The 18,319-nt window shown below is 73.7% G+C and carries 13 protein-coding genes; 3 read left to right on the top strand and 10 right to left on the bottom strand.

Going from position 1 to position 18,319, the window contains the following annotated elements; translation table 11 throughout:
- Positions 1 to 60: 60 nt before the first annotated feature.
- Positions 61 to 2,040, top strand: a complete 1,980-nt coding sequence (locus tag AC3EN4_RS11970) for a M36 family metallopeptidase (RefSeq protein ID WP_435205985.1) — start codon at positions 61 to 63, stop codon at positions 2,038 to 2,040.
- Between the two features lie 58 nt (positions 2,041 to 2,098).
- On the opposite strand, the gene AC3EN4_RS11965 is transcribed toward AC3EN4_RS11970, so the two are convergent.
- From AC3EN4_RS11965 to AC3EN4_RS11940, 6 genes are all read right to left on the bottom strand, one after another.
- Positions 2,099 to 2,500 (bottom strand): VOC family protein, encoded by a 402-nt coding sequence (locus AC3EN4_RS11965; protein ID WP_435205984.1) that lies wholly within the window; start codon positions 2,498 to 2,500, stop codon positions 2,099 to 2,101.
- A complete protein-coding gene (locus AC3EN4_RS11960; protein ID WP_435205983.1) occupies positions 2,497 to 2,904 on the bottom strand; it encodes a VOC family protein in 408 nt (135 codons plus the stop codon). Before AC3EN4_RS11960 ends, AC3EN4_RS11965 begins: the two co-directional genes overlap by 4 nt.
- A 171-nt stretch (positions 2,905 to 3,075) precedes the next feature.
- On the bottom strand, positions 3,076 to 4,260 hold the full coding sequence (locus AC3EN4_RS11955; RefSeq protein ID WP_435205982.1) for a sensor histidine kinase: 1,185 nt from the start codon (positions 4,258 to 4,260) through the stop codon (positions 3,076 to 3,078).
- Positions 4,257 to 4,925, bottom strand: coding sequence for a response regulator transcription factor (locus AC3EN4_RS11950; protein ID WP_355053305.1), 669 nt, complete (start codon positions 4,923 to 4,925; stop codon positions 4,257 to 4,259). The genes AC3EN4_RS11955 and AC3EN4_RS11950 overlap by 4 nt, the downstream gene beginning before the upstream one ends.
- Positions 4,926 to 5,010: 85 nt before the next feature.
- A complete protein-coding gene (locus AC3EN4_RS11945) occupies positions 5,011 to 6,297 on the bottom strand; it encodes an outer membrane protein assembly factor BamB family protein (protein WP_435205981.1) in 1,287 nt (428 codons plus the stop codon).
- Positions 6,294 to 7,574 (bottom strand): outer membrane protein assembly factor BamB family protein, encoded by a 1,281-nt coding sequence (locus tag AC3EN4_RS11940; protein WP_435205980.1) that lies wholly within the window; start codon positions 7,572 to 7,574, stop codon positions 6,294 to 6,296. The genes AC3EN4_RS11945 and AC3EN4_RS11940 overlap by 4 nt, the downstream gene beginning before the upstream one ends.
- 147 nt (positions 7,575 to 7,721) lie before the next feature.
- Between AC3EN4_RS11940 and AC3EN4_RS11935 the strand changes: the two genes are divergently transcribed.
- Positions 7,722 to 9,548, top strand: a complete 1,827-nt coding sequence (locus AC3EN4_RS11935; RefSeq protein WP_435205978.1) for a DUF6311 domain-containing protein — start codon at positions 7,722 to 7,724, stop codon at positions 9,546 to 9,548.
- 17 nt (positions 9,549 to 9,565) lie between these two features.
- On the opposite strand, the gene AC3EN4_RS11930 is transcribed toward AC3EN4_RS11935, so the two are convergent.
- Together AC3EN4_RS11930 and AC3EN4_RS11925 are read right to left on the bottom strand one after the other, a co-directional pair.
- Positions 9,566 to 11,356 carry a DUF6311 domain-containing protein gene (locus AC3EN4_RS11930; protein ID WP_435205977.1) on the bottom strand — a complete coding sequence of 597 codons (1,791 nt, stop codon included), beginning with the start codon at positions 11,354 to 11,356 and terminating at the stop codon, positions 9,566 to 9,568.
- A complete protein-coding gene (locus AC3EN4_RS11925) occupies positions 11,356 to 13,161 on the bottom strand; it encodes a DUF6311 domain-containing protein (protein ID WP_435206037.1) in 1,806 nt (601 codons plus the stop codon). The genes AC3EN4_RS11930 and AC3EN4_RS11925 overlap by 1 nt, the downstream gene beginning before the upstream one ends.
- A 422-nt stretch (positions 13,162 to 13,583) precedes the next feature.
- Between AC3EN4_RS11925 and AC3EN4_RS11920 the strand changes: the two genes are divergently transcribed.
- Positions 13,584 to 14,780 (top strand): hypothetical protein, encoded by a 1,197-nt coding sequence (locus AC3EN4_RS11920; RefSeq protein WP_435205976.1) that lies wholly within the window; start codon positions 13,584 to 13,586, stop codon positions 14,778 to 14,780.
- Positions 14,781 to 15,039: 259 nt separating this feature from the next.
- Here AC3EN4_RS11920 and dxs read toward each other — a convergent pair whose 3' ends face one another.
- Together dxs and AC3EN4_RS11910 are read right to left on the bottom strand one after the other, a co-directional pair.
- Complete coding sequence (dxs, locus tag AC3EN4_RS11915) at positions 15,040 to 16,989, bottom strand: 1-deoxy-D-xylulose-5-phosphate synthase (RefSeq protein WP_435205975.1); 1,950 nt, start codon at positions 16,987 to 16,989, stop codon at positions 15,040 to 15,042.
- A gap of 106 nt (positions 16,990 to 17,095) precedes the next feature.
- The gene (locus AC3EN4_RS11910) at positions 17,096 to 18,292 is read right to left on the bottom strand and encodes a class I SAM-dependent RNA methyltransferase (RefSeq protein WP_435206036.1); all 1,197 of its coding nucleotides are present in this window, start codon (positions 18,290 to 18,292) and stop codon (positions 17,096 to 17,098) included.
- Positions 18,293 to 18,319: the final 27 nt, after the last annotated feature.

The raw sequence follows: 18,319 nt of genomic DNA, 5'->3' as shown, positions 1-18,319 counted from the left end.
ATTACGGACGTTTAGCGTCTGTCGCGTCATTGATGCCTGCATGAGTATTGGAGTACGACAGTGGGCTCAACCATCATCCGGCGCGGTGTCGCCGCGGCGACGGGCGTCCTGCTCGCGTCCGCGCTGCTGCCGATCAACGCGCAGGCCGCGTCCCCGGACGCCAGGGTCGCCGAGGCGGCGAACTCGCTGCGGGCGAGTCTCGGCGCGGCGGGCGTCGTCGAGATCGACCGCGACACCGCGACGCTGCGGCGGCTGGCCCGGCTCGACGGTTTCCTGACCGGGCCGAGCGGCGCCGCTCCCGAACGGATCGCCCGCGACTATCTGGCGGCCCACCGCTCGGTCGTCGGCCTGACCCTCGGCGAGATCGCCGCCCTGCGGCTCCGCAAGGACTACGTCGACATCGAAGGCACCCACCACCTGAGCTTCGTGCAGCGCGTGAACGGGGTGGACGTCGTCGGCAACGGCCTCAAGGCGCACGTCACCAGGGACGGCCGACTGGTCGCGGTCGACGGCGCGCCGCTGGCCGGGCTGCCCGCCACGCTCGGCACGCCGACCGTGGACGCGGTCGCCGCCCGCCGGGCCGCGACACCCGCCGGCTCCGGGGCTACGGCGACCGTACGCTCCCGGACCGCGTCGTCCACCACCTTCTCCGACGGCGGTCGCGCCCGCCAGGTCGTCTTCAACACGAAGGCCGGCCCGCGACTGGCGTGGGAGGTGGTCGACATGGACGAGGGCTACCTCAGCGTGGTGGACGCGGCCGACAGCGCCGTCCTCTTTCAGCGGAGCATGGTCGCCAACCACCACGCGACGACGTGGCAGAACTACCCGGGCGCCCCGGTCGGCGGAACCCAGCGCCCGGTCGACCTGAACAGGTGGTTGCCGCCGAACGCGACCAGGCTGGAGGGGAACGTCGGGCACGTCTACTCCGACGTGAACGCCGACAACGTCGCGCAGGCGTCGGAGGAGGTGACGCCGAACGCCGCCAGCAGCTTCGACTTCCCGTTCACGAACTTCTCCGACCAGGTGGGTACCCCGTGTTCGGCGCAACGGCAGTGCTCGTGGGACCCGACGGTGCCGTACTCCTGGCAGACCAACCGTTCGCAGAACGCGGCGCAGCTCTTCGCCTTCCTGGGCACCTGGCACGACCACCTCGCGGCCGCACCGATCGGCTTCACCCGGGCGGCGGGCAACTTCGAGGCGGTCGACGGCGACGCGGTGGTCGCCGAGGCGATGGACGGCGCGGACACCGCCAACGGTCTGCCGGACAGCAAACACGCCAACAACGCCAACATGACCACCCCGCCGGACGGCATGGCCCCGCGCATGCAGATGTACCTGTTCAACAAGTCCGCGAGCGTGCTCGCCGGCAACTCCGGCGACACCGCGGACATCCTCTACCACGAGTACACCCACGGACTGTCCGATCGCCTGGTGGTCGACGCCAACGGCAACTCGACCCTGATCAGCGCCCAGGCCCAGGCGATGTACGAGGCGTGGAGCGACTGGTACGGCCTGGACTACCTGGTCGACAGCGGTCTCGAGCGGGACGACGCCGTCGACGGTGACGTCCGCGAGGGCGACTACATCCTGAACGGCCGTTCGGTGCGCAGCGAGGCGATGGACTGCCCGGTGGGCAGCACCGAGCCGGTCTGTGCCGGCAACCCCGCCGCAGGCTCGGGCGGCTACACCTACGGCGACTACGGCAAGATCCGCAACTCGACGACCGTACCGGGCACCACCGAGCCGGAGATCCACGCCGACGGTGAGATCTGGGCGCAGACCCTCTGGGACCTGCGGGCCGCGATCGGCAGCCGGCTGGCCCGCTCGCTGATCACCCGGGCGATGGAACTCTCCCCGACGGACCCGTCCTACCTGGACATGCGCGACGCGATCCTGCTGGCCGACCGGGTGGTCAACCACGGCCGCGGTCAGCGGGAGATCTGGCGGGTCTTCGCCGCCCGTGGCATGGGCGTGTACGCGAGCACCGACGGCGCCGGTGACACCACTCCGACCGAGGACTTCTCGGTGCCCCGGCGCTGACGGGCCGGGCTGGGTACGGCGGGACGTCGCGGTCGCGGCGTCCCGCCGTACACCGGCACTACTCGCCCACCGGCCCCGTCGGTGTCGCGGCCCGCTCGGCGGCGCTGCGCAGCACGCAGAACTCGTTGCCCTCCGGGTCGGCAAGCACCACCCAGCCGGAACCGTCCGGCCGGATCTGGTCGGCGACGTGCACCGCGCCGATGCCGAGCAGCCGCTCGACCTCCTCGGCCCGGGTCCGGTCGGCGGGCTCCAGGTCCAGGTGCAGGCGGTTCTTCACCGTCTTGCCCTCGGGCACGGCGATGAACAGCACCTCCGGGCCGCCCGGTGGCAGCAGCATCGCCTCCGGGTCGCCGGGGAAGTCGTCCGGCTGCATCGGGCAGTCGAAGACCTGCGACCAGAAGCTGGCCAGGGCGTACGTGTCGGAACAGTCGACACTGATGTTGTGGATCCGAGCACTCACTGTGGGGTCTCCTCACTGGCTGCGCGCGTCCGCTCGGCGGCGCTGCGCAGCACGCAGAACTCGTTGCCCTCCGGGTCGGCAAGCACGACCCAGCCGGTGCCGTCGGCGTGCCGACGGTCGACGATCAGGGTCGCGCCGAGCCGGAGCACCCGCTCGACCTCCTCGTCCCGGCTGCGACCGGCCGGTTCCAGGCAGATGTGCAGCCGGTTCTTGACCACCTTGGGCTCCGGCACCTGCTGGAAGAACAGGTTGGGGGCGGCGGGGTCGACGGCCGGCAGGACAGCCTCGGGATCGCCGGGACGGTCGTCCGGATGACGGTCGGCGCCCAGCACGGCGGACCAGAAGCCGGACAGGGCGTACGTGTCGTGGCAGTCGAAACTGACGTTGTGGATCCGCGGATACACGGGTCCCTCCGTTATCGGTGGAGGCGCCCCGCGTCGATCTGGGTCAGCCGGCGGTGCGGGGCGCGGTTGTCATGACGATGGACATCGGTCGCACCCCCTTCCTCGCCTTCGAGCTGACGTCGTGATCTTCGCACCGGGCCGCGGGTGTGGCAACCCCGGGCCGGGCGGCGGTCAGCGCACCGGGTCCCGGGCGTCGGTCACCGCCGGCACCGCGTCGGCCGAGGGCAGCGTGACGGTCACCTCCAGGCCACCGCCGGGCTGGGCGACCACCCGGACCGTCCCGCCGTGCGCCTGACAGACCGCGCGGACGATGGACAGCCCCAGGCCGGAACCGCGTGCCCCGGTACGCTCCCGACCGCCGCGCCGGAACGGCTCGAACAGCCCCGGTACGTCGGCCTGGTCCACCTCGAAACCGGTGTTGCCCACCACCAGCCAGGAACGGTCGCCGTCGGTGCCCGTACGCACCCAGAGCCGCCCGTGCAGGTGGTTGTAGCGGACGGCGTTCTCGATCAGGTTGCCGGCCAGCCGGTCGAGCAACCCCGGATCGCCGACCACCGGCGCGGTCTGCAGTGACGTCTGCACCCGCAGGCCGATCCGCTCGACCTCGCGGCGCATCGCGGACAGCGCGTTGGCGGTGCCCGTCGCCAGGTCGCACTCGCTGCGCCGGCCCAGCCGCCCACCGGCCTGCGCCTCGCTGCGGGCCAGCACCAGCAGCGCGTCCACCAGGCCGTTCGCCCGCTCCGAGGCGTCCCGGACCACGGTCGCCATCCGGCGGTACTCGGCGGCATCCGCGTCGTCGTCGCTGAGCGTCACGTCGATCTCGGTCCGCATGACGGCGAGCGGGGTACGCAGCTCGTGCGAGGCGTTCGCCACGAACCGCTTCTGCGCCTCGAACGCGGACGCGATCCGGTCCAGCATCGCGTCGAACGTCTTCGCCAGCTCGGCCACCTCGTCGTCCGCGCCCGAGTAGCCGATGCGCTGGTCCAGGGTCGCCTCGCCGAGCCGCTGGGCGGTCGCGGTGACCTGGTGCAGGGGTCGCAGCGCCCGGCCGGCCACCGCGTACGCGCCGGCCACCCCCACCACGCTGATCGCCAGGAGCGCGCCCAGGCCCTTGGCCAGCAGCTCCCCGGAGGCGGCGTCGACCAGTTCGCTTTGCCACTGGGCCGCGTCCATCCTGCCGCCGTCGGCGAGCACCACGGTCGTGCCGGGCAGCAGCTCGTCGGTGGGCCGCAGCGCGTCACGGACCAGCAGCCAGGCCAGCACCACCAGGATCGTGCCCGCGCCGACCAGCAGCACGCCGTTGAGCAGGGTCAACCGCAGCCGCAGGGTGGGCCGCAGCCGTCCCGGCCGGCTCACGGCAGCACCTCGGCGGTGCGGTAACCCGCCCCCACCACCGTCTCGATCAACGGCGGATCACCGAGCTTCTTGCGCAGGGTCATGACGGTCACCCGGACGATGGTGGTGAACGGGTCGGTGTTGGCGTCCCAGACCCGCTCCAACAGCTCCTCGCTGGACACCACCGCGCCGCGTGCCTTGAGCAGCTCGCTGAGCACGCCGAACTCCTTGTTGGTCAGGTCCACCGGGACACCGGCGCGGGTGGCGACCCGGCGGGCCGGGTCCAGCACCAGGTCGGCCAGTTCGAGCACCGGTGGCGCGGCCGGGGTGGCCCGCCGGCCCAGCGCCTGCACGCGGGCGACCAGCTCGTCGAACGCGAACGGCTTGGGCAGGTAGTCGTCCGCACCGAGTTGCAGTCCCTCCACCCGGTCCGCCACGGTGCCGCTCGCGGTCAACATGAGCACCCGGGTCAACGCCCCGGAGGCGGCGAGGTCGGCGCAGATCTGGTCGCCGTGCACGCCGGGCAGGTCGCGGTCGAGCACCACCACGTCGTACCGGGTGACGAAGGCCGCCTCGTGGCCGGCGTCGCCGTCGTACGCCACGTCGACCGCCATGCCCCGCTTACGCAAGCCGCGCGCGATCGCGTCGGCGAGGTTGCGTTCGTCCTCGACCACCAGTACCCGCATGCCGGCCTCCTCGCTGCTGACCACCGACAACCTAGTGCCGGTGGGCAACCATCCTCCCTCGCCGGCGCGCCGGACCCGCCGCTGGTCAGGTCGGCAGTCGCCACAGCCCGAAGTCGCCGTCCCGCCGGCGACAGAGCAGCACGCCGGTGGCGGCCCGGCAGTCGCCCGAGGCGTCCCGCAGCACGTCCAGCACGCGTACCGTGCCGTCCCGGACGTCCAACTCGGCCACGAGCAGACCGCCGTCGGGATGTGGGCGTACGCCGATCAGCGGAACGTCGGCGTCGTACCGGACGATCTCCCAGCGACCCAGCTTCGCCAGCACCCTGCCGGTCGGCGGGTCGAGCACGACGAGATCCTGCGTCCCCGGCCCGGCGCTGCCCTGCGTGGTGGCCAGCAACCGGTCGGCGTGCGGCCAGACCCATCCCCAGTGGTCGTCCTCCCACCGTGGCTCACCGGTCGCGGCATCGATCGTCCGCCGCCCGCCGGAGGCGCTCTCCAGGCAGAAGACGACGCCGCACTCGGACACGTACGTCGCTCCGGTGGCGGGGGTACGCCAACGCTGGTCCAGGCGGTCCAGCCCGTACGCCGTGATGACGGAGGGAGCGCCGTCGACGGTCACCAGCAGGTCGGCCACCACCTGCATGACGCGAGGCGTTCCGCCGTGCGGCGCGGGCAGGTTGGCGCGGGTCAGCACCGCTCCGGTGGCCGCGTCGCGGACCTCGACCTCTCCGTTGCCACGGACGAGCACCACCCGGTCCACCCCGTGATCGCCGTCGCGCAGGGTCAGGTCGGCGCCGGCCGCGACGGACGCCTGCCAGCGCACGGTGCCGCAGCACGCGTCCACGGCGCGCAGAGCACCCACGGCCTGGTTATCGGCGGACCACAGCAGGATCCCGCCGTCGGGCAGAACAGCCGGCCGGCCCGGCTGCTGCCAGCGGTACGCGCCGGTCCGCGGGTCCAGGGCGACGGTGAGCGTCCCGGCGCCGTCCGGGCCGGTCTCGTACCCGATGGCCAGCAGCGTCTCGTCCCGCCGGGCGACTCCCCAGTACCGGCCCTCGGCCGGCAGCGACGTGCGCCAGAGCGGCTCGCCGTCGGGCAGCCGGGTGGCGGTCAGTCTCCGCTGCCGCGTCGCCCCGAGCGGCTCGACGAGGAAGACGACGTCGTCGAAGAGGACCGCGTCGGCGCCGGCGGAGGCCGAGAGGGTCACCGCCGCGCGCCGCGGATCCGGCGTCGAGGCGGCCAGGCCGACGAGCACCAGCAGCGCGACGAGCGCGGCGCGGGTCCGGCGTCCCCTCCCCGACGGTGGGCGGGGCAGCGGATCGGGGTCCGGTCCGTGCCGCAGTTCCCCGAGGTCGATCACCGCATCGGTCATCGCGACAACCTCCACAGGGCGGTCGAGCCGTCGAGCCGGCGGCAGAGCAGGACGGGTCGCGCCGCCTGACACCCGCCCACCACGCCCGGCAGGACGTCCAGGATCCGCGTCCGGCCGGCGGCGAGGTCCAGTTCGGCGACGACGAGCCGGCCGTCGGGCGTCGGGCGTACGCCGAGCAGCGGGTCCTCGCGGCGTACCTGGTCCACGAGCTGCCACCGACCCAGCTCGGCGCGGTCCCGGCCGGTCCGCGCGTCGCGCACCGCGTACCGCTGCTCGGCCGCGGCCACCAGCAGCCGGTCCCCCCGAACGTCGACGAGCGTGTCCGGTCCCGGGTCCGACCAGCGGACGACGCCGGTGGCGGGGTCGATGGTCTGGATGCCACCGGTCTGCTGGACCGTACACAGCAGGTCCGCGCACGGAACCGCCCAGGCCACCAGCGACGCCGGGGACGTCCAGACCCGCTGCATCGCGGGCAGCCGGAAGGCGACCAGCTCGGTGCTGCCGGGCGGAACCAGCAGCACCAGATCGTCCACCACCTGCACCCGCTGGAACGCCGAGCGGTCACCGGGCAACGTGTCGACGCTGTGCCGCAGGTCTCCGGTGCCGGCGTCGTACACCTGCACCTCGCCGGTCGGCTGGACGAACACCACCTGGTCGACCTGCCCGTCCCGGCGGTGAAATTCGGTGCCGCCGAAGGGCACGGACACCGACCACAGGAGCCGGCCGGTGTCGGGCGCCACCCGACTCACCGTGCCCAGCCGGTCGCCGGTGTCGTTGGCGAGGAGCATGCCCCCGTCGGTCGCCCGCTGGGCGATCCCCGGGTGCCGCCAGCGCCGCTGGCCCGTCGCGGCGTCGAAGGCGGTGGTCTCCAACACACCGCTCGCGACGTTGACGCCCACCGCCAGCAGCAGTCCGCGTTGGAGCCAGACGGTCACGAAGTCACCGCTGCGATCCAGCGGTGCGCGCCACCGACGCCGCACGGCGTCCCCGCCCGTGCGCCCGGGCTGGTCGTAGACGCTCAGGTACCGGTCGCCGGTGGGCGTGGACGCGTCGACCACCACGACGCCGTCCTCGGTGAGGTACGCCGAGGCGCCCGGCGCGGTCGGCACCGACGTGACGACGCGGTGCCGGACCGGTGCCGCGCCGGCGAGGGTGATCAGGGCCAGCACCAGCACGACCACGGTACGCAGGGGGCGGCCGACGGCGCGTGGCGGGCGGGCCGGTGTCGGCGCCGACGAGGACTCGTCCCGGATCTCGCCCAGCTCGATGATCGACAACGACCGTCCCTTCATCGCCGGTGCCACCCGACCAGGTACGGTCCGGCTTACCGGCCGTGGGCGTACCGGCCCGGCAAAAGCGACGCATCCTCGCCTGTACGATGGCGCGTCGTGGCTGTGCCGGTGGTAGACCCCTTGCTGAATCCCGTGACCGACGCCGAGCCGGCCGAGGTCGAGCCGACACGGCGGCCTCGACGCCGCCCGGCCCGAGCCGACCTGTTGGCCCTCGGAGCCTATGTGCTGCTGGGCGTCTTCGTCTGCCTCAACTACTGGGGAGACGTGACCGGCCGGGTCTCGTCGCACCTGCCCACCGACCACAGCTGGTTCGAGTGGCTGTTCGCGCACGGCGCGTACTCGGTGCGGCACCTGGAGAACCCGCTGTTCACGGCGCGGCAGAACGCCCCGGACGGGGTGAACATGATGGCCAACACCTCGCTGCTCGGGGTGACCCTGCCGCTGGCCCCGCTGACCATGCTGCTCGGCCCGCAGGTGATGTACGCCCTTTACCTGGGTGGGGCGCTGGCCGCCACCGCCGGCACCGCGTACTGGATGCTGTCGCGGCACCTGGTGCGCTCCCGGGCGGCGGCCTTCGTGGGCGGGGCCTTCCTCGGCTTCGCGCCGGGCGTCATCCACCACGCCAACGGCCAGCCCAACTTCGTCTCCAACTTCCTGCTCCCGCTGATCGTGGTGCGGGTGCTGCGCCTGGGCGAGCCGGGCCGGTGGCGGCGCAACGGGCTGGTGCTCGGCGCGCTGGTGGCGTACCAGATCTTCATCAACGAGGAGATGCTGCTGCTCACCGCGCTGGGCTGCCTCGTCGTCGTGCTGGCGTACGCGGTGCAGCGGCCCCGGGCGACCCGCGCCATGGCCGGCACGTTCCTGGCCGGGCTGGGCGTGGCCGGTGGGCTGGCCCTGGCGCTCACCGCGTACCCGATCTGGTTCCAGTTCGACGGCCCCCAGTCCTACCGGGGCCTGCAGGGTGGCGTCTTCCACAACTGGGGCGAGGATCTGGTCGCGTTCGTGACCTTCGCCCGGGACACCTGGGCGGGTACCCCGGAGGTGGAGAAGACGATCGGGCTGACCGAGCAGAACACCTGGTTCGGCTGGCCGCTGGTGCTGCTCTCGCTGGTGGCTCTGGTGCTGCTCGTACGCCGCTCGCTGGCCGCCCGGATCGTCGCGGTGCTCGTCGTGGTGTTCACCGTGGCGTCGATCGGGCCGTGGGTGCGCTTCGACGGCGTGGAGACCGACATCCCCGGCCCGTGGTCGTACGTCTCGGACGACCTGCCGCTGGTCGAGATGATGATGCCGACCCGGCTGGCCCTGGTGGTCGCCGCCGCGGTGGGCGTACTGCTGGCGCTGTTCTGGGACGCGGCGGCCCGCCAGGCCCGCGCGGGCGTCGCGCCGGCCCCGCGCGCCGGGGAGCCGGCCGCCGCGCCGGTCGCGCCGCGCCGACGGTGGCTGCGCCCGCTGGGGTACGCGGCGGTCGCGCTCGCCCTGCTGCCGCTGTTCCCCCGGCCGCTCCCCGCACAGCAGATCGACCCGCCGCCGCACTTCATCACGGCGGGTGGCTGGCGGCCGTACGTGCCGGCCGGCCGGACCCTGGTGCCGGTGCCCATCCCGAGCAACGTGCACGGTCTGCCGACGCTGCGCTGGAGTGCCCTGACCGGGCAGGAGTTCCCCGTTCCGGGCGGCTACTTCATCGGCCCGAACGAGCTGGGCGAGGGTGTCTTCGGCGCGCCGAACCGGCCGACCAGCAGCCTCATCTACTCCACCATGGACGCCGGGGTCCTGCCCGCGCTCACCGACGAGAACCGGCGGCAGGCCGTCGAGGATCTGCGGTTCTGGCGGGCATCGGTGGTGGTGCTCGGCGCCCACCCGCGCGAGGCGGTGCTGCGTGAGCTGGTCACCGCGCTGCTCGGGCCGCCGCAGCGGGTCGACGACGTCTGGGTCTGGGACGTCCGCGCCCTGGTCGGCTGATCAACCGACTGCGCTGATCAACCGACGAGGGGCCGCACGTCCCACAGCCACCCGCCGTCGACCGGACGGCCCGCGCCGAGCAGGTCGTCGACGGTCCGCCGGACGGCGTCGCCGTTCGGCAGCCGGCCGAGCACCACGACCGCCGCTCGCCAGTGCCGCAGATCCTCGACGGCCTGGCGGCGGTCGGCCTCGCCGAGCACCGGTGTCACGCCGGTCTCGGCGACCCGGCGCAGCAGCACGGCGGTGGGCCGGTCCGGGGCGCCCCAGCGGGCCGCCGGGTCGGCCGGCCCGCTGGGCCCGATGAAGTACCCGCCCGGTGCGTCGAACGCCAGCCCGGTACGCGCCGACCAGAGCATCACCGGGCTCAGCGCGGCCCCGGTTACCGGGGGCACCGCCACCACGGTCCGCCCGGGTGGCACCAGCGGTCGCCAGCCACCCTCGGCGACGAAGGCCGGCACCGGCGCGACCGGAACCACCCGGATCGGTGTCGGCGTCAGCGGCAGCAACGCGGCGGCCACCGCCGGCACCCACACCAGTCGGACCGGCAGTCCCGGCACGGCCGTCCGGCGGGACCCGGCGACGCGGTCCACGAACAGCGCCACCAGGATGCCGAGCACCGGCACGCAGACCAGCGCGAACCGGGCCGGCACCGCGAGGTCGAGCAGCGGCAGCCCGGCGACGAGCCGGTACGGGCCCGGAATGCCGGTGGCGGTGCCGTCCACCCGCAGGTCGGTGCCGAGCGACAGCAGGGCGAAGACCACACCGCAGCCGGCCAACGCGCGGACCAGCGGTCGCCGCCACAGCCAGAGGACGACCACGACGGCGAGGACCAGGAGTCCGGGGCCGAAGAACGAGTTCTCCTCGGTCGGGTTCGGCGAGAGCAGACCCGGCAACCAGTCGTCCCCGAGCACGGTCTGCCGGGCCGACGCGGTGAACGACGCCGCGTCGAGCTGGAAGCCGTGCGCGGCGAACGCCATCCCGGTGTAGTGCTGCGGTCCGCGGAACTGGAACCACAGCGGGTACGCCAGCAGCACCGCGCCCACCCCGGCCGCCACCGCGAGCCGACCGAACAGGGCCGGCGCGAGACGACGGGCCGCGGCCCGGTCGGCGAGGGCGTAGCCGAGCGCGAACACCCCGGCGGCGAGCGCCAGGAAGACCAGCACCTCCTCGCCGATGAAGACCTGCCAGACGAGCAACAGCCCGAGGCCGACACCGGACCGCCACACCACCGCGGGACGCGCCTCCGGCCGGAACACCAGGGCGAGGATCGCCGGCAGCAGGAACTGGGCGGCCACGTGCAGGTGCGCGGAAGCCTGGGCGACCATCCCGGGGGCGAACCCACAGACCAGCCCGCCGAGCGCCGCCGCGACGCGGGCGGAGACCAGCCGACGGCGCAGCAGCGCGTACCAGGCGGTGGCGGTGCCGGCGAGACAGCCGACCACCGCCACGCAGAACGCCACCTGCGCGCCGAACAGCAGCGTGACCGGGGTCAGCGGGACACCCAGGCCGAGCACCGAGGTGTTCGCCATCAGGTTGACGCCGTACGGCGCGTTCAGGGCGGCGCTGAACAGCGGGTTCTCCCCGGCGACCACGGCGTGCGCCGCGTGAGCCAGCATCCACTCGAAGAGCACCTGGTCACCGGCCTGGTGAAAGAGCCGCTCAGGACGACCCCACTGCCGGCTGGTCAGCACCACGGCCAGCGCCAGGTAGCCGGCGACCACCAGCGCGTCCGGCAGCCACGCCGCCCGTGGCGGGCGACCGGTCGGGGAATCGGTCGGCGTCGTCGACGGCGCCGTTCCCGTGGTCATCAGACCGAGCGGTCGGTCAGCGTCCGGACGTCCCACACCCAGACGTCCAGCTCCTGGCGACCGGGACCGACCAGCTCCTCGACGGTACGCCGCAGCGGCTCGGCGTTCTGCTGGCGGACCGGGAGCACCAGGATCGCCGCCCGCCAGTGTCGCAACTCGTCCGTGAAGCGCCGCCGCTGCCGGTCGTCCAGTTTGGAGGTACGACCGGTGGTCGCCACCTCCTCCAGCAGCTGGCCCACCCCGCTGGGTCGGCCGCCGAACCGACCCGGGTCACCGGTGTTGCCGTTGCGCGGGGCGAGGAAGTAGCCGCCCGGGATCTTGAAGTCGAGGTTGGTGGCCGCCGCCCAGCGCATGCCGTGCGTGTTGCCCATGCTGGGCACCGGGATCGGCACGAGCGTCTGGTCCGGGCCGACGTACGCCCGCCACCGGTCGGCGGTGATGAACTCCGGCACCGGCGGCCGGGAGACCATCCGCAGCGGCATCGGGGCGATCGGCAGCAGCGCGAACGCGAGGCCGGCGGCGGTGAGCGTCCGCACGGTACGCCGGTCCGCCGGCCGCAGCACCCAGGCCCGCTCCACGGCGATCGCGAGCAGCAGACCGATGACCACCGTGGTGATCAGACCGAACCGGGTCGGCACCACCGCGTCCAGCAGGGGCAGGTGCACCAGCAGCTCCCACGGCCCGGTGATCAGGTCCCGGTCCCACCAGGAGATCTGCTCGCCGAGCGAGAGCAGGGCGAAGAACGCGCCGGTCGCGGCGAGCGCCCGGACGAGCATCTCCCGACGCAGCCAGACCACGACGCCGACGGCGAGCATCGACAGGCTCCAGCCGAAGAAGGCGTTCTCCTCCGAATAGTTCGGTGCCAGGTTGACGTTGGCCCGCTGGTTGCCGCCGAGGGTGGCCGAGCCGGGCGCGAAGAAGGCGGCGATGTCGTTGCCGTAGTCCTGCACCGCGTCGCTGAGCCCGTGGTACGCCATCGGCCCGGCGAACTGCACGTACAGGGGGTACGCCAGCAGCGCCCCGGCCAGCAGCGCGCAGGCGGCGAGACCGGCGGCCAGCGGTCGCCACGCCGCCCGCCAGCGGGCCGGCTCCTGGACCACCACCGCAAGAAGGAAGATCCCGCAGGCCAGCGCCGTGAAGAGCAGGATCTCCTCGTTGATGAACGCCTGCGCGGTGACCAGCAGGGCCAGCAGCACGCCGTCGCGGACCGGCCGGCGGGAGCGGGTCAGCACCAGGACCCGCCACACTATGAACGGCAGCAGGAACTGGCTGATGATGTTCGGGTGCCAACTCGCGTGCGAGAGCATCGCCGGGGAGAAGCCGCAGAACCAGCCACCGACGGCCGCCGCGAGCGGCGTACGCACGATGTGCCGGCGCAGCACGAGGTACCAGGCCATGGCGGTGCCCGCGAGGCCGAGCGTCACCAGCACCACGAAGGACACCGCCGGGCCGAACAGCAGGGTCACCGGCACCATCGGGATGCCCAGCGCCAGTACCGCCGTGTTGGCCATCAGGTTGACGCCGTCGGGGTAGTTGAACTGCTCGGTGTAGAACGGGTACTCGCCGTGCAGCACCACCCGTACCGAGTGGGCGAGGAAGAACTGCACCTGGGCCGGGTCACCGGTGTAGAGCGACGCCACCCGACCGGCCGGGTCCAGCCAGATCCGACTGGTCACCCAGACCGCGGCGAGCAGGAACAGCGCGCCGACCGCCAGGTGCTGCCGCCGTCGGGTCCAGCGGCCCCACCGGCTCCGCCTCGACCCGGACGCCGGGACCGTCCCGTCCAGCACGGTGGTCTCCGACACAGTCCCGTCCGGAGCAACCTCCTGCGGCACGTCCTGGTCCGGAGCTGCCCGGTCCGGCACGTCCTGGTCCGGCACGGCCTCGTGCGGCGTACCCCGGGTCGGGTCGGCCTCATTCGGCGCGGTCGGTGCCGGCGCGGTCGTTTCGGGTGCGCTCGAGGTCGGGATGGCCGGGGCGGTGTCGACCAGGTCGGCCGGAGCGGCGGAGTCGCCGGGCGCCCCGACGGACCTGGCCCGGGAAGCGAGGGCGCGGGACTCGGCAGGCGTCACAGTCGGCGGAGTCTACCCGAGCGGCGAAAAGGCACTAAAGCCCCGGTGATGTCCATTGTGGCGGACGAGGGACCGGCCAGCGGCGGCGTCGCGTCGGACATCTCGTACTATGGCGCTTTCCGACAGCGACGGCGAGGCGATCGGGGGCGGATCAGGTGACTCCGGGCCGCCGGCACGGCAGGACGGTCGCCGTCCTGCTGGCGGCGTTGTTGGTCGGTTCCGCGTGCGGTCCCGTCGCGGACCGCGCGCCCCGCGACCTGCGGGTGGGGTACGACAGCCTCGACGGCACGCTGGCCGTGTGGCCGCCCCGGGGCGATCTGTCCGGCGACGCCGCGGCGACGACGGCGGTCACCGAGGCGGTGCGCGCCTGGCGGTCACCGGACGACGACCGGGCGCACCTGCCGTCGTCCGGCATCCTCTTCTCCGGACGTGTCGACGGGGCCCCGGTGGCCCTGGTGGCCGCCGACGTGCCCGGTGAGAGTGCGTCCTGGCTGCTGCAACTCACCCGTGCCGGCGACCGCTACACGATCAGCCGCGCCACCGAGTACACCGACCCCGGCTACCTGGTCTACTCCGACGTGCTGCCGGTGCAGACGGCGGGCGGTCGGCGCTACCTGGTCTCGGCCCGGGTGCAGCAGTTGCTCGGGCCGCAGGGACGGGCGGTGGCCGTCGCCGACGGTCTCAGCGCGCCGGTCGACGTGCCGGCCTGCACGGCGGTCGGCGTGACGGCGACCCTGCGTGCCACCGAGTCGCTGCCCCGTGGACGGGCCGCCGACCGCCTGCTCGATCTGGGCACCGGCACGACCGACCCGCGCTATCCGCTGGTCCGCGACGAGTCCGGCGCGGGCAAGCGGGCGCTCGCCGGCCTGGACACCTGCGTGCTGGCCGGCGAGCGGGGCCCCTTCGGCAGCATCCCGCGCCGGATCGGTGACCGGGACGCGCCGAAGTCGGTACCGACGTCCTGGCCGATGGCGAAGCTCTCGGTCCGGTCGCTCGGCGAGGTGGCGCTCGGCGGTGGCGAGCCGGCCGAGTTGCAGCAGCTCAGTTGGGACACCGACGCCGGCACGATGACCGCCGTCGTCTACCGGCCGGCGGACGGGAGCGCGCCGGTGGTCTCGCCGGCCGACCGGGCCACCCCGCTGCAGACGTACCAGCTTCCGGTCCCCGACCAGCCGCTGCTGGTGCTCAGTTGGCGGGCCACCCGGGACAGCTCGCTCTCCGTGCCGCCCGGCACCCCGCTGCTGGTGGAACGCCCCGGCCTGGTGGTCGTGCCCGAGCCCACCCGCACCCAGACCTTCAGCCTCGCCAACACCGACAAAACCCACTACCGCTCCGTAAGCCCCCACCGCTAACCCGGGCCGCCCCCCACCCCCTCCCCGCCCCACCCCACCCGCTCTCGCTCCGCCCCGCCCCGCCCCGCCCCGCCCCGCCCCGCCCCGCCCCGGCGATCTTGCACTTTCTGCTGCGACATAAGGCGTGAAAAGGCGCGTTACGACAACTGAAAGTGCAAGATCGGCGCGGACAGGGGCCGGCGCCGCGCGGGCGAGGCAGGACGGCGGGCGCGGCCCCGCAGGGGGCGCGCCCGCCGTCGTGGCGTTGCGGGGGGGGGGGTTAGTTCTGGGCTGCGGTTTTGCTGTCGGGGGTCAGGTGGTCCGGGGTGGCGTCCAGGCGGGAGATCCAGCCGGTGACGTCACGGGCCACGTCCTGCGCGGTCAGGCCGAGGTCGGCGAGGATCTGCGCGCGGGTGCCGTGCGGGTGCCAGTCGGCCGGTACGCCCAGGTCCTTGAGCGGCACCCGGACGTCGGCGTCGCGCATCGCCTGGCCGAGAGCGTCGCCGACACCGCCGACGCGGACGCCGTCCTCGACGGTGACCACGAGCCGGTGGCGGGCGGCCATGTCGACCAGCTCGGCCGGGACCGGGCGGACCCAGCGCGGGTCGACGACGGTCACGCCGTAACCGTGCTCGGCGACCCGGGCGGCGACCTCCATGCCCAGCTGGCCGAAGGAACCGACGGCGACGAGCAGAATGTCGGTACGCGTCGACTCGGCCAGCACGTCGACGGTGCCGACCCGGCGCAGCGCCGGCAGGTCGGCGGCGACCGCACCGGTCGGGAAACGCAGCACGGTCGGGCCGTCGTCGGTGGCCACCGCCTCGCGCAGCTCCTCGCGGAGCGTGGCGGCGTCACGGGGAGCGGCGATCCGCAGACCGGGCACCACCCCGAAGACCGACATGTCCCAGATGCCGTAGTGGCTGGGGCCGTCCGGGCCGGTGATGCCCGCCCGGTCCAGCACGAAGGTCACCGGCAGCTTGTGCATCGCCACGTCCAGCAGAACCTGGTCGAAGGCACGGTTGAGGAAGGTGGCGTACACGGCGACCACGGGGTGCAGGCCACCGAGCGCCAGGCCGGCCGCCGAGGTGGCGGCGTGCTGCTCGGCGATGCCCACGTCGTACACCCGCTCGGGGTACTTGCGGGCCAGCTTGGCGATGCCGGTCGGCTCGGCCATCGCGGCGGTGATACCCACCACGTCGGGCCGCTCGTCGGCGACGGCCAGCAGCTCGTCGGCGAAGACGTGCGTCCACTTCACCGAGGGAGCGGCCAGCAGGGTGCCGGTCTCCACGTCGAAGGCGCTGCTCGGGCCGTGCAGGCAGTCCGCCTCGTCCTCCTCGGCCGGGCGGTAGCCGTACCCCTTGCGGGTGACGGCGTGCACGATCACCGGGCCACCGAAGTTCTTCGCGGCGCGCAGCGCCGACTCGACGGCCGCCACGTCGTGCCCGTCCACCGGGCCGACGTACTTGATGCCCAGGTCCTCGAACATGGCCTGCGGGGCGACCGCGTCCTTGATGCCCTTCTTGACCGCGTGCAGCACCTCGTACATCGGCTTGCCGACCAGCGGGGTGGAGCCGAGGGCGTCCTTGACCGTGTCGAGGACCTTCTCGTAGCCCGGGTTCAGCCGCAGCGAGGAGAGGTGGTCGGCCAGCCCGCCGATGGTGGGCGAGTACGACCGGCCGTTGTCGTTGACCACGATGACCAGCGAGTTGCCGGCGGTGGCGATGTTGTTCAGCGCCTCCCAGCACATGCCGCCGGTGAGCGCGCCGTCGCCGACCACGGCCACGACGCTGCGCTGCTCACCGCGCAGGGCGTACGCCTTGGCGAGGCCGTCGGCGTAGGAGAGCGCGGTGGAGGCGTGCGAGTTCTCGATGAGGTCGTGCTCGCTCTCCGCCTGGCTGGGGTAGCCGGAGAGGCCGCCGCGCTGGCGGAGCTTGTCGAAGCCGGCCTGCCGCCCGGTGAGGATCTTGTGCACGTACGCCTGGTGGCCCGTGTCGAACAGGAGCCGGTCCCGGGGGGAGTCGAAGACGCGGTGCATGGCCAGCGTCAGCTCGACCACACCGAGGTTGGGCCCGACGTGCCCGCCGGTGCGGGAGACCTTGGCGATCAGGAAGTCCCGGATCTCGGCGGCGAGCACGTCCAGCTCCTCGGCCGACATCCGCTTGACGTCCTGCGGACCGCGTACCGTCTCCAGCAACCGGCCGTGGTTGGCCGTGTCCTCTTCAACGCTCATGACCGGAGAGTCTATCGGCCGCCCGGTACTCCGCAGCCTGGCCCGAGCCGCCCGCCCCGGACCGGCCGGCTGAGCGCCTGGTCAGGGGCGGATCCGCGCCCGGTCGCTACCCGGCGGCCGGCGGCAGCAGCAGTCCGACGCACTCGACGTGCTGGGTCATCGGGAACAGGTCGAAGCCACGCAGCGCCGCCAGCCGCCAGCCCAACTCGGCGAAGGTGCGCACGTCCCGGGCGAAGGCCGCCGGGTCGCACGCCACGTACGCGACCGCCCGCGGGCCGGCGGCGGCCAGCGCGCGCACCACCGGGGCGCCGGCGCCGGAGCGCGGCGGGTCGAGCACCACCACGTCGACCGGGCCGGTGATCCGTCGGCGGGCCAGCGCGGTCTCCACCCGCGCCGACACCACCTCGACGCGGGGCAGGTCGGCCAGGTTCTCCCGGGCGGCGGCGACACCCTGCGCGGAGGCCTCCACCAGCGTCACCCGACCGGACGCGCCGACGCGGGCGGCCAGCCCGGCGGCGAACAGCCCGGCGCCGCCGTAGAGGTCCCAGGCGACCTCGCCCGGCCGCGGGTCGAGCAGCTCCAGCACGGCCGTGTTCAGCGTGTCGGCCGCCGCCGGGTGCACCTGCCAGAAGGCGGACGCGGGCAGCGCCCAGTCCCGTCCGGCGGCCACCTCACGGACCTCGGTGGGCCCGCTCACCGGCGTGACAGCCCCGTCGCGGACCTCGGCGACGCTCACGTCCCCGCCGCTGCTGGCGACGGTCTCCACCGCCTCGGCCGCCGGCCAGCGCGCGCCGGTCGGGGTGAGCACCGCGAGCTGCTGGACGGCCGGGTGGGCGATCCGGCACCGGTCGATCGGCACGACCTCGTGCGAGCGGTGCTTGAGCAGGCCGGCCCGGTCGGCGGCGTCGACCGCGTAGCGGACCCGGGTACGCCAGCCGAGCAGCCCACCCGGTAGCGCCTCGACCCGGACGCCGAGCCGGTCCAGCTCGGCGTCGGTGAGCCCGCCCAGGCGGGCCAACTGCTCCCGCACCACGGCGGTCTTCCAGGCCAGCTGCGCGTCCGGGGCGACGTGTTGCAGGTCGCACCCGCCGCAGGCACCCGGCCTCGCGTACGGGCAGGGCGGCTCCACCCGGTCCGGCGACGGGTCCAGCACGGTCACCGCGTCGGCCCGGACGAACCCCCGGTGCACCTCGGTGACCTCGGCGATCACCCGCTCGCCGGGCAGCGCGTGGCGGACGAACACCACCTGCCCGTCCACCCGCGCGACACAGTGCCCGCCGGGGGCCACCGCGTCGACGGTCAACTCGACCCGCTCCGCCTCGCCGAGGCC

The sequence above is a fragment of the Micromonospora sp. bgisy143 genome (genome assembly GCF_057708145.1).
The sequence above is the reverse complement of the archived record's forward strand: the minus strand, read 5'-3'. Positions and strand labels throughout refer to the sequence as shown.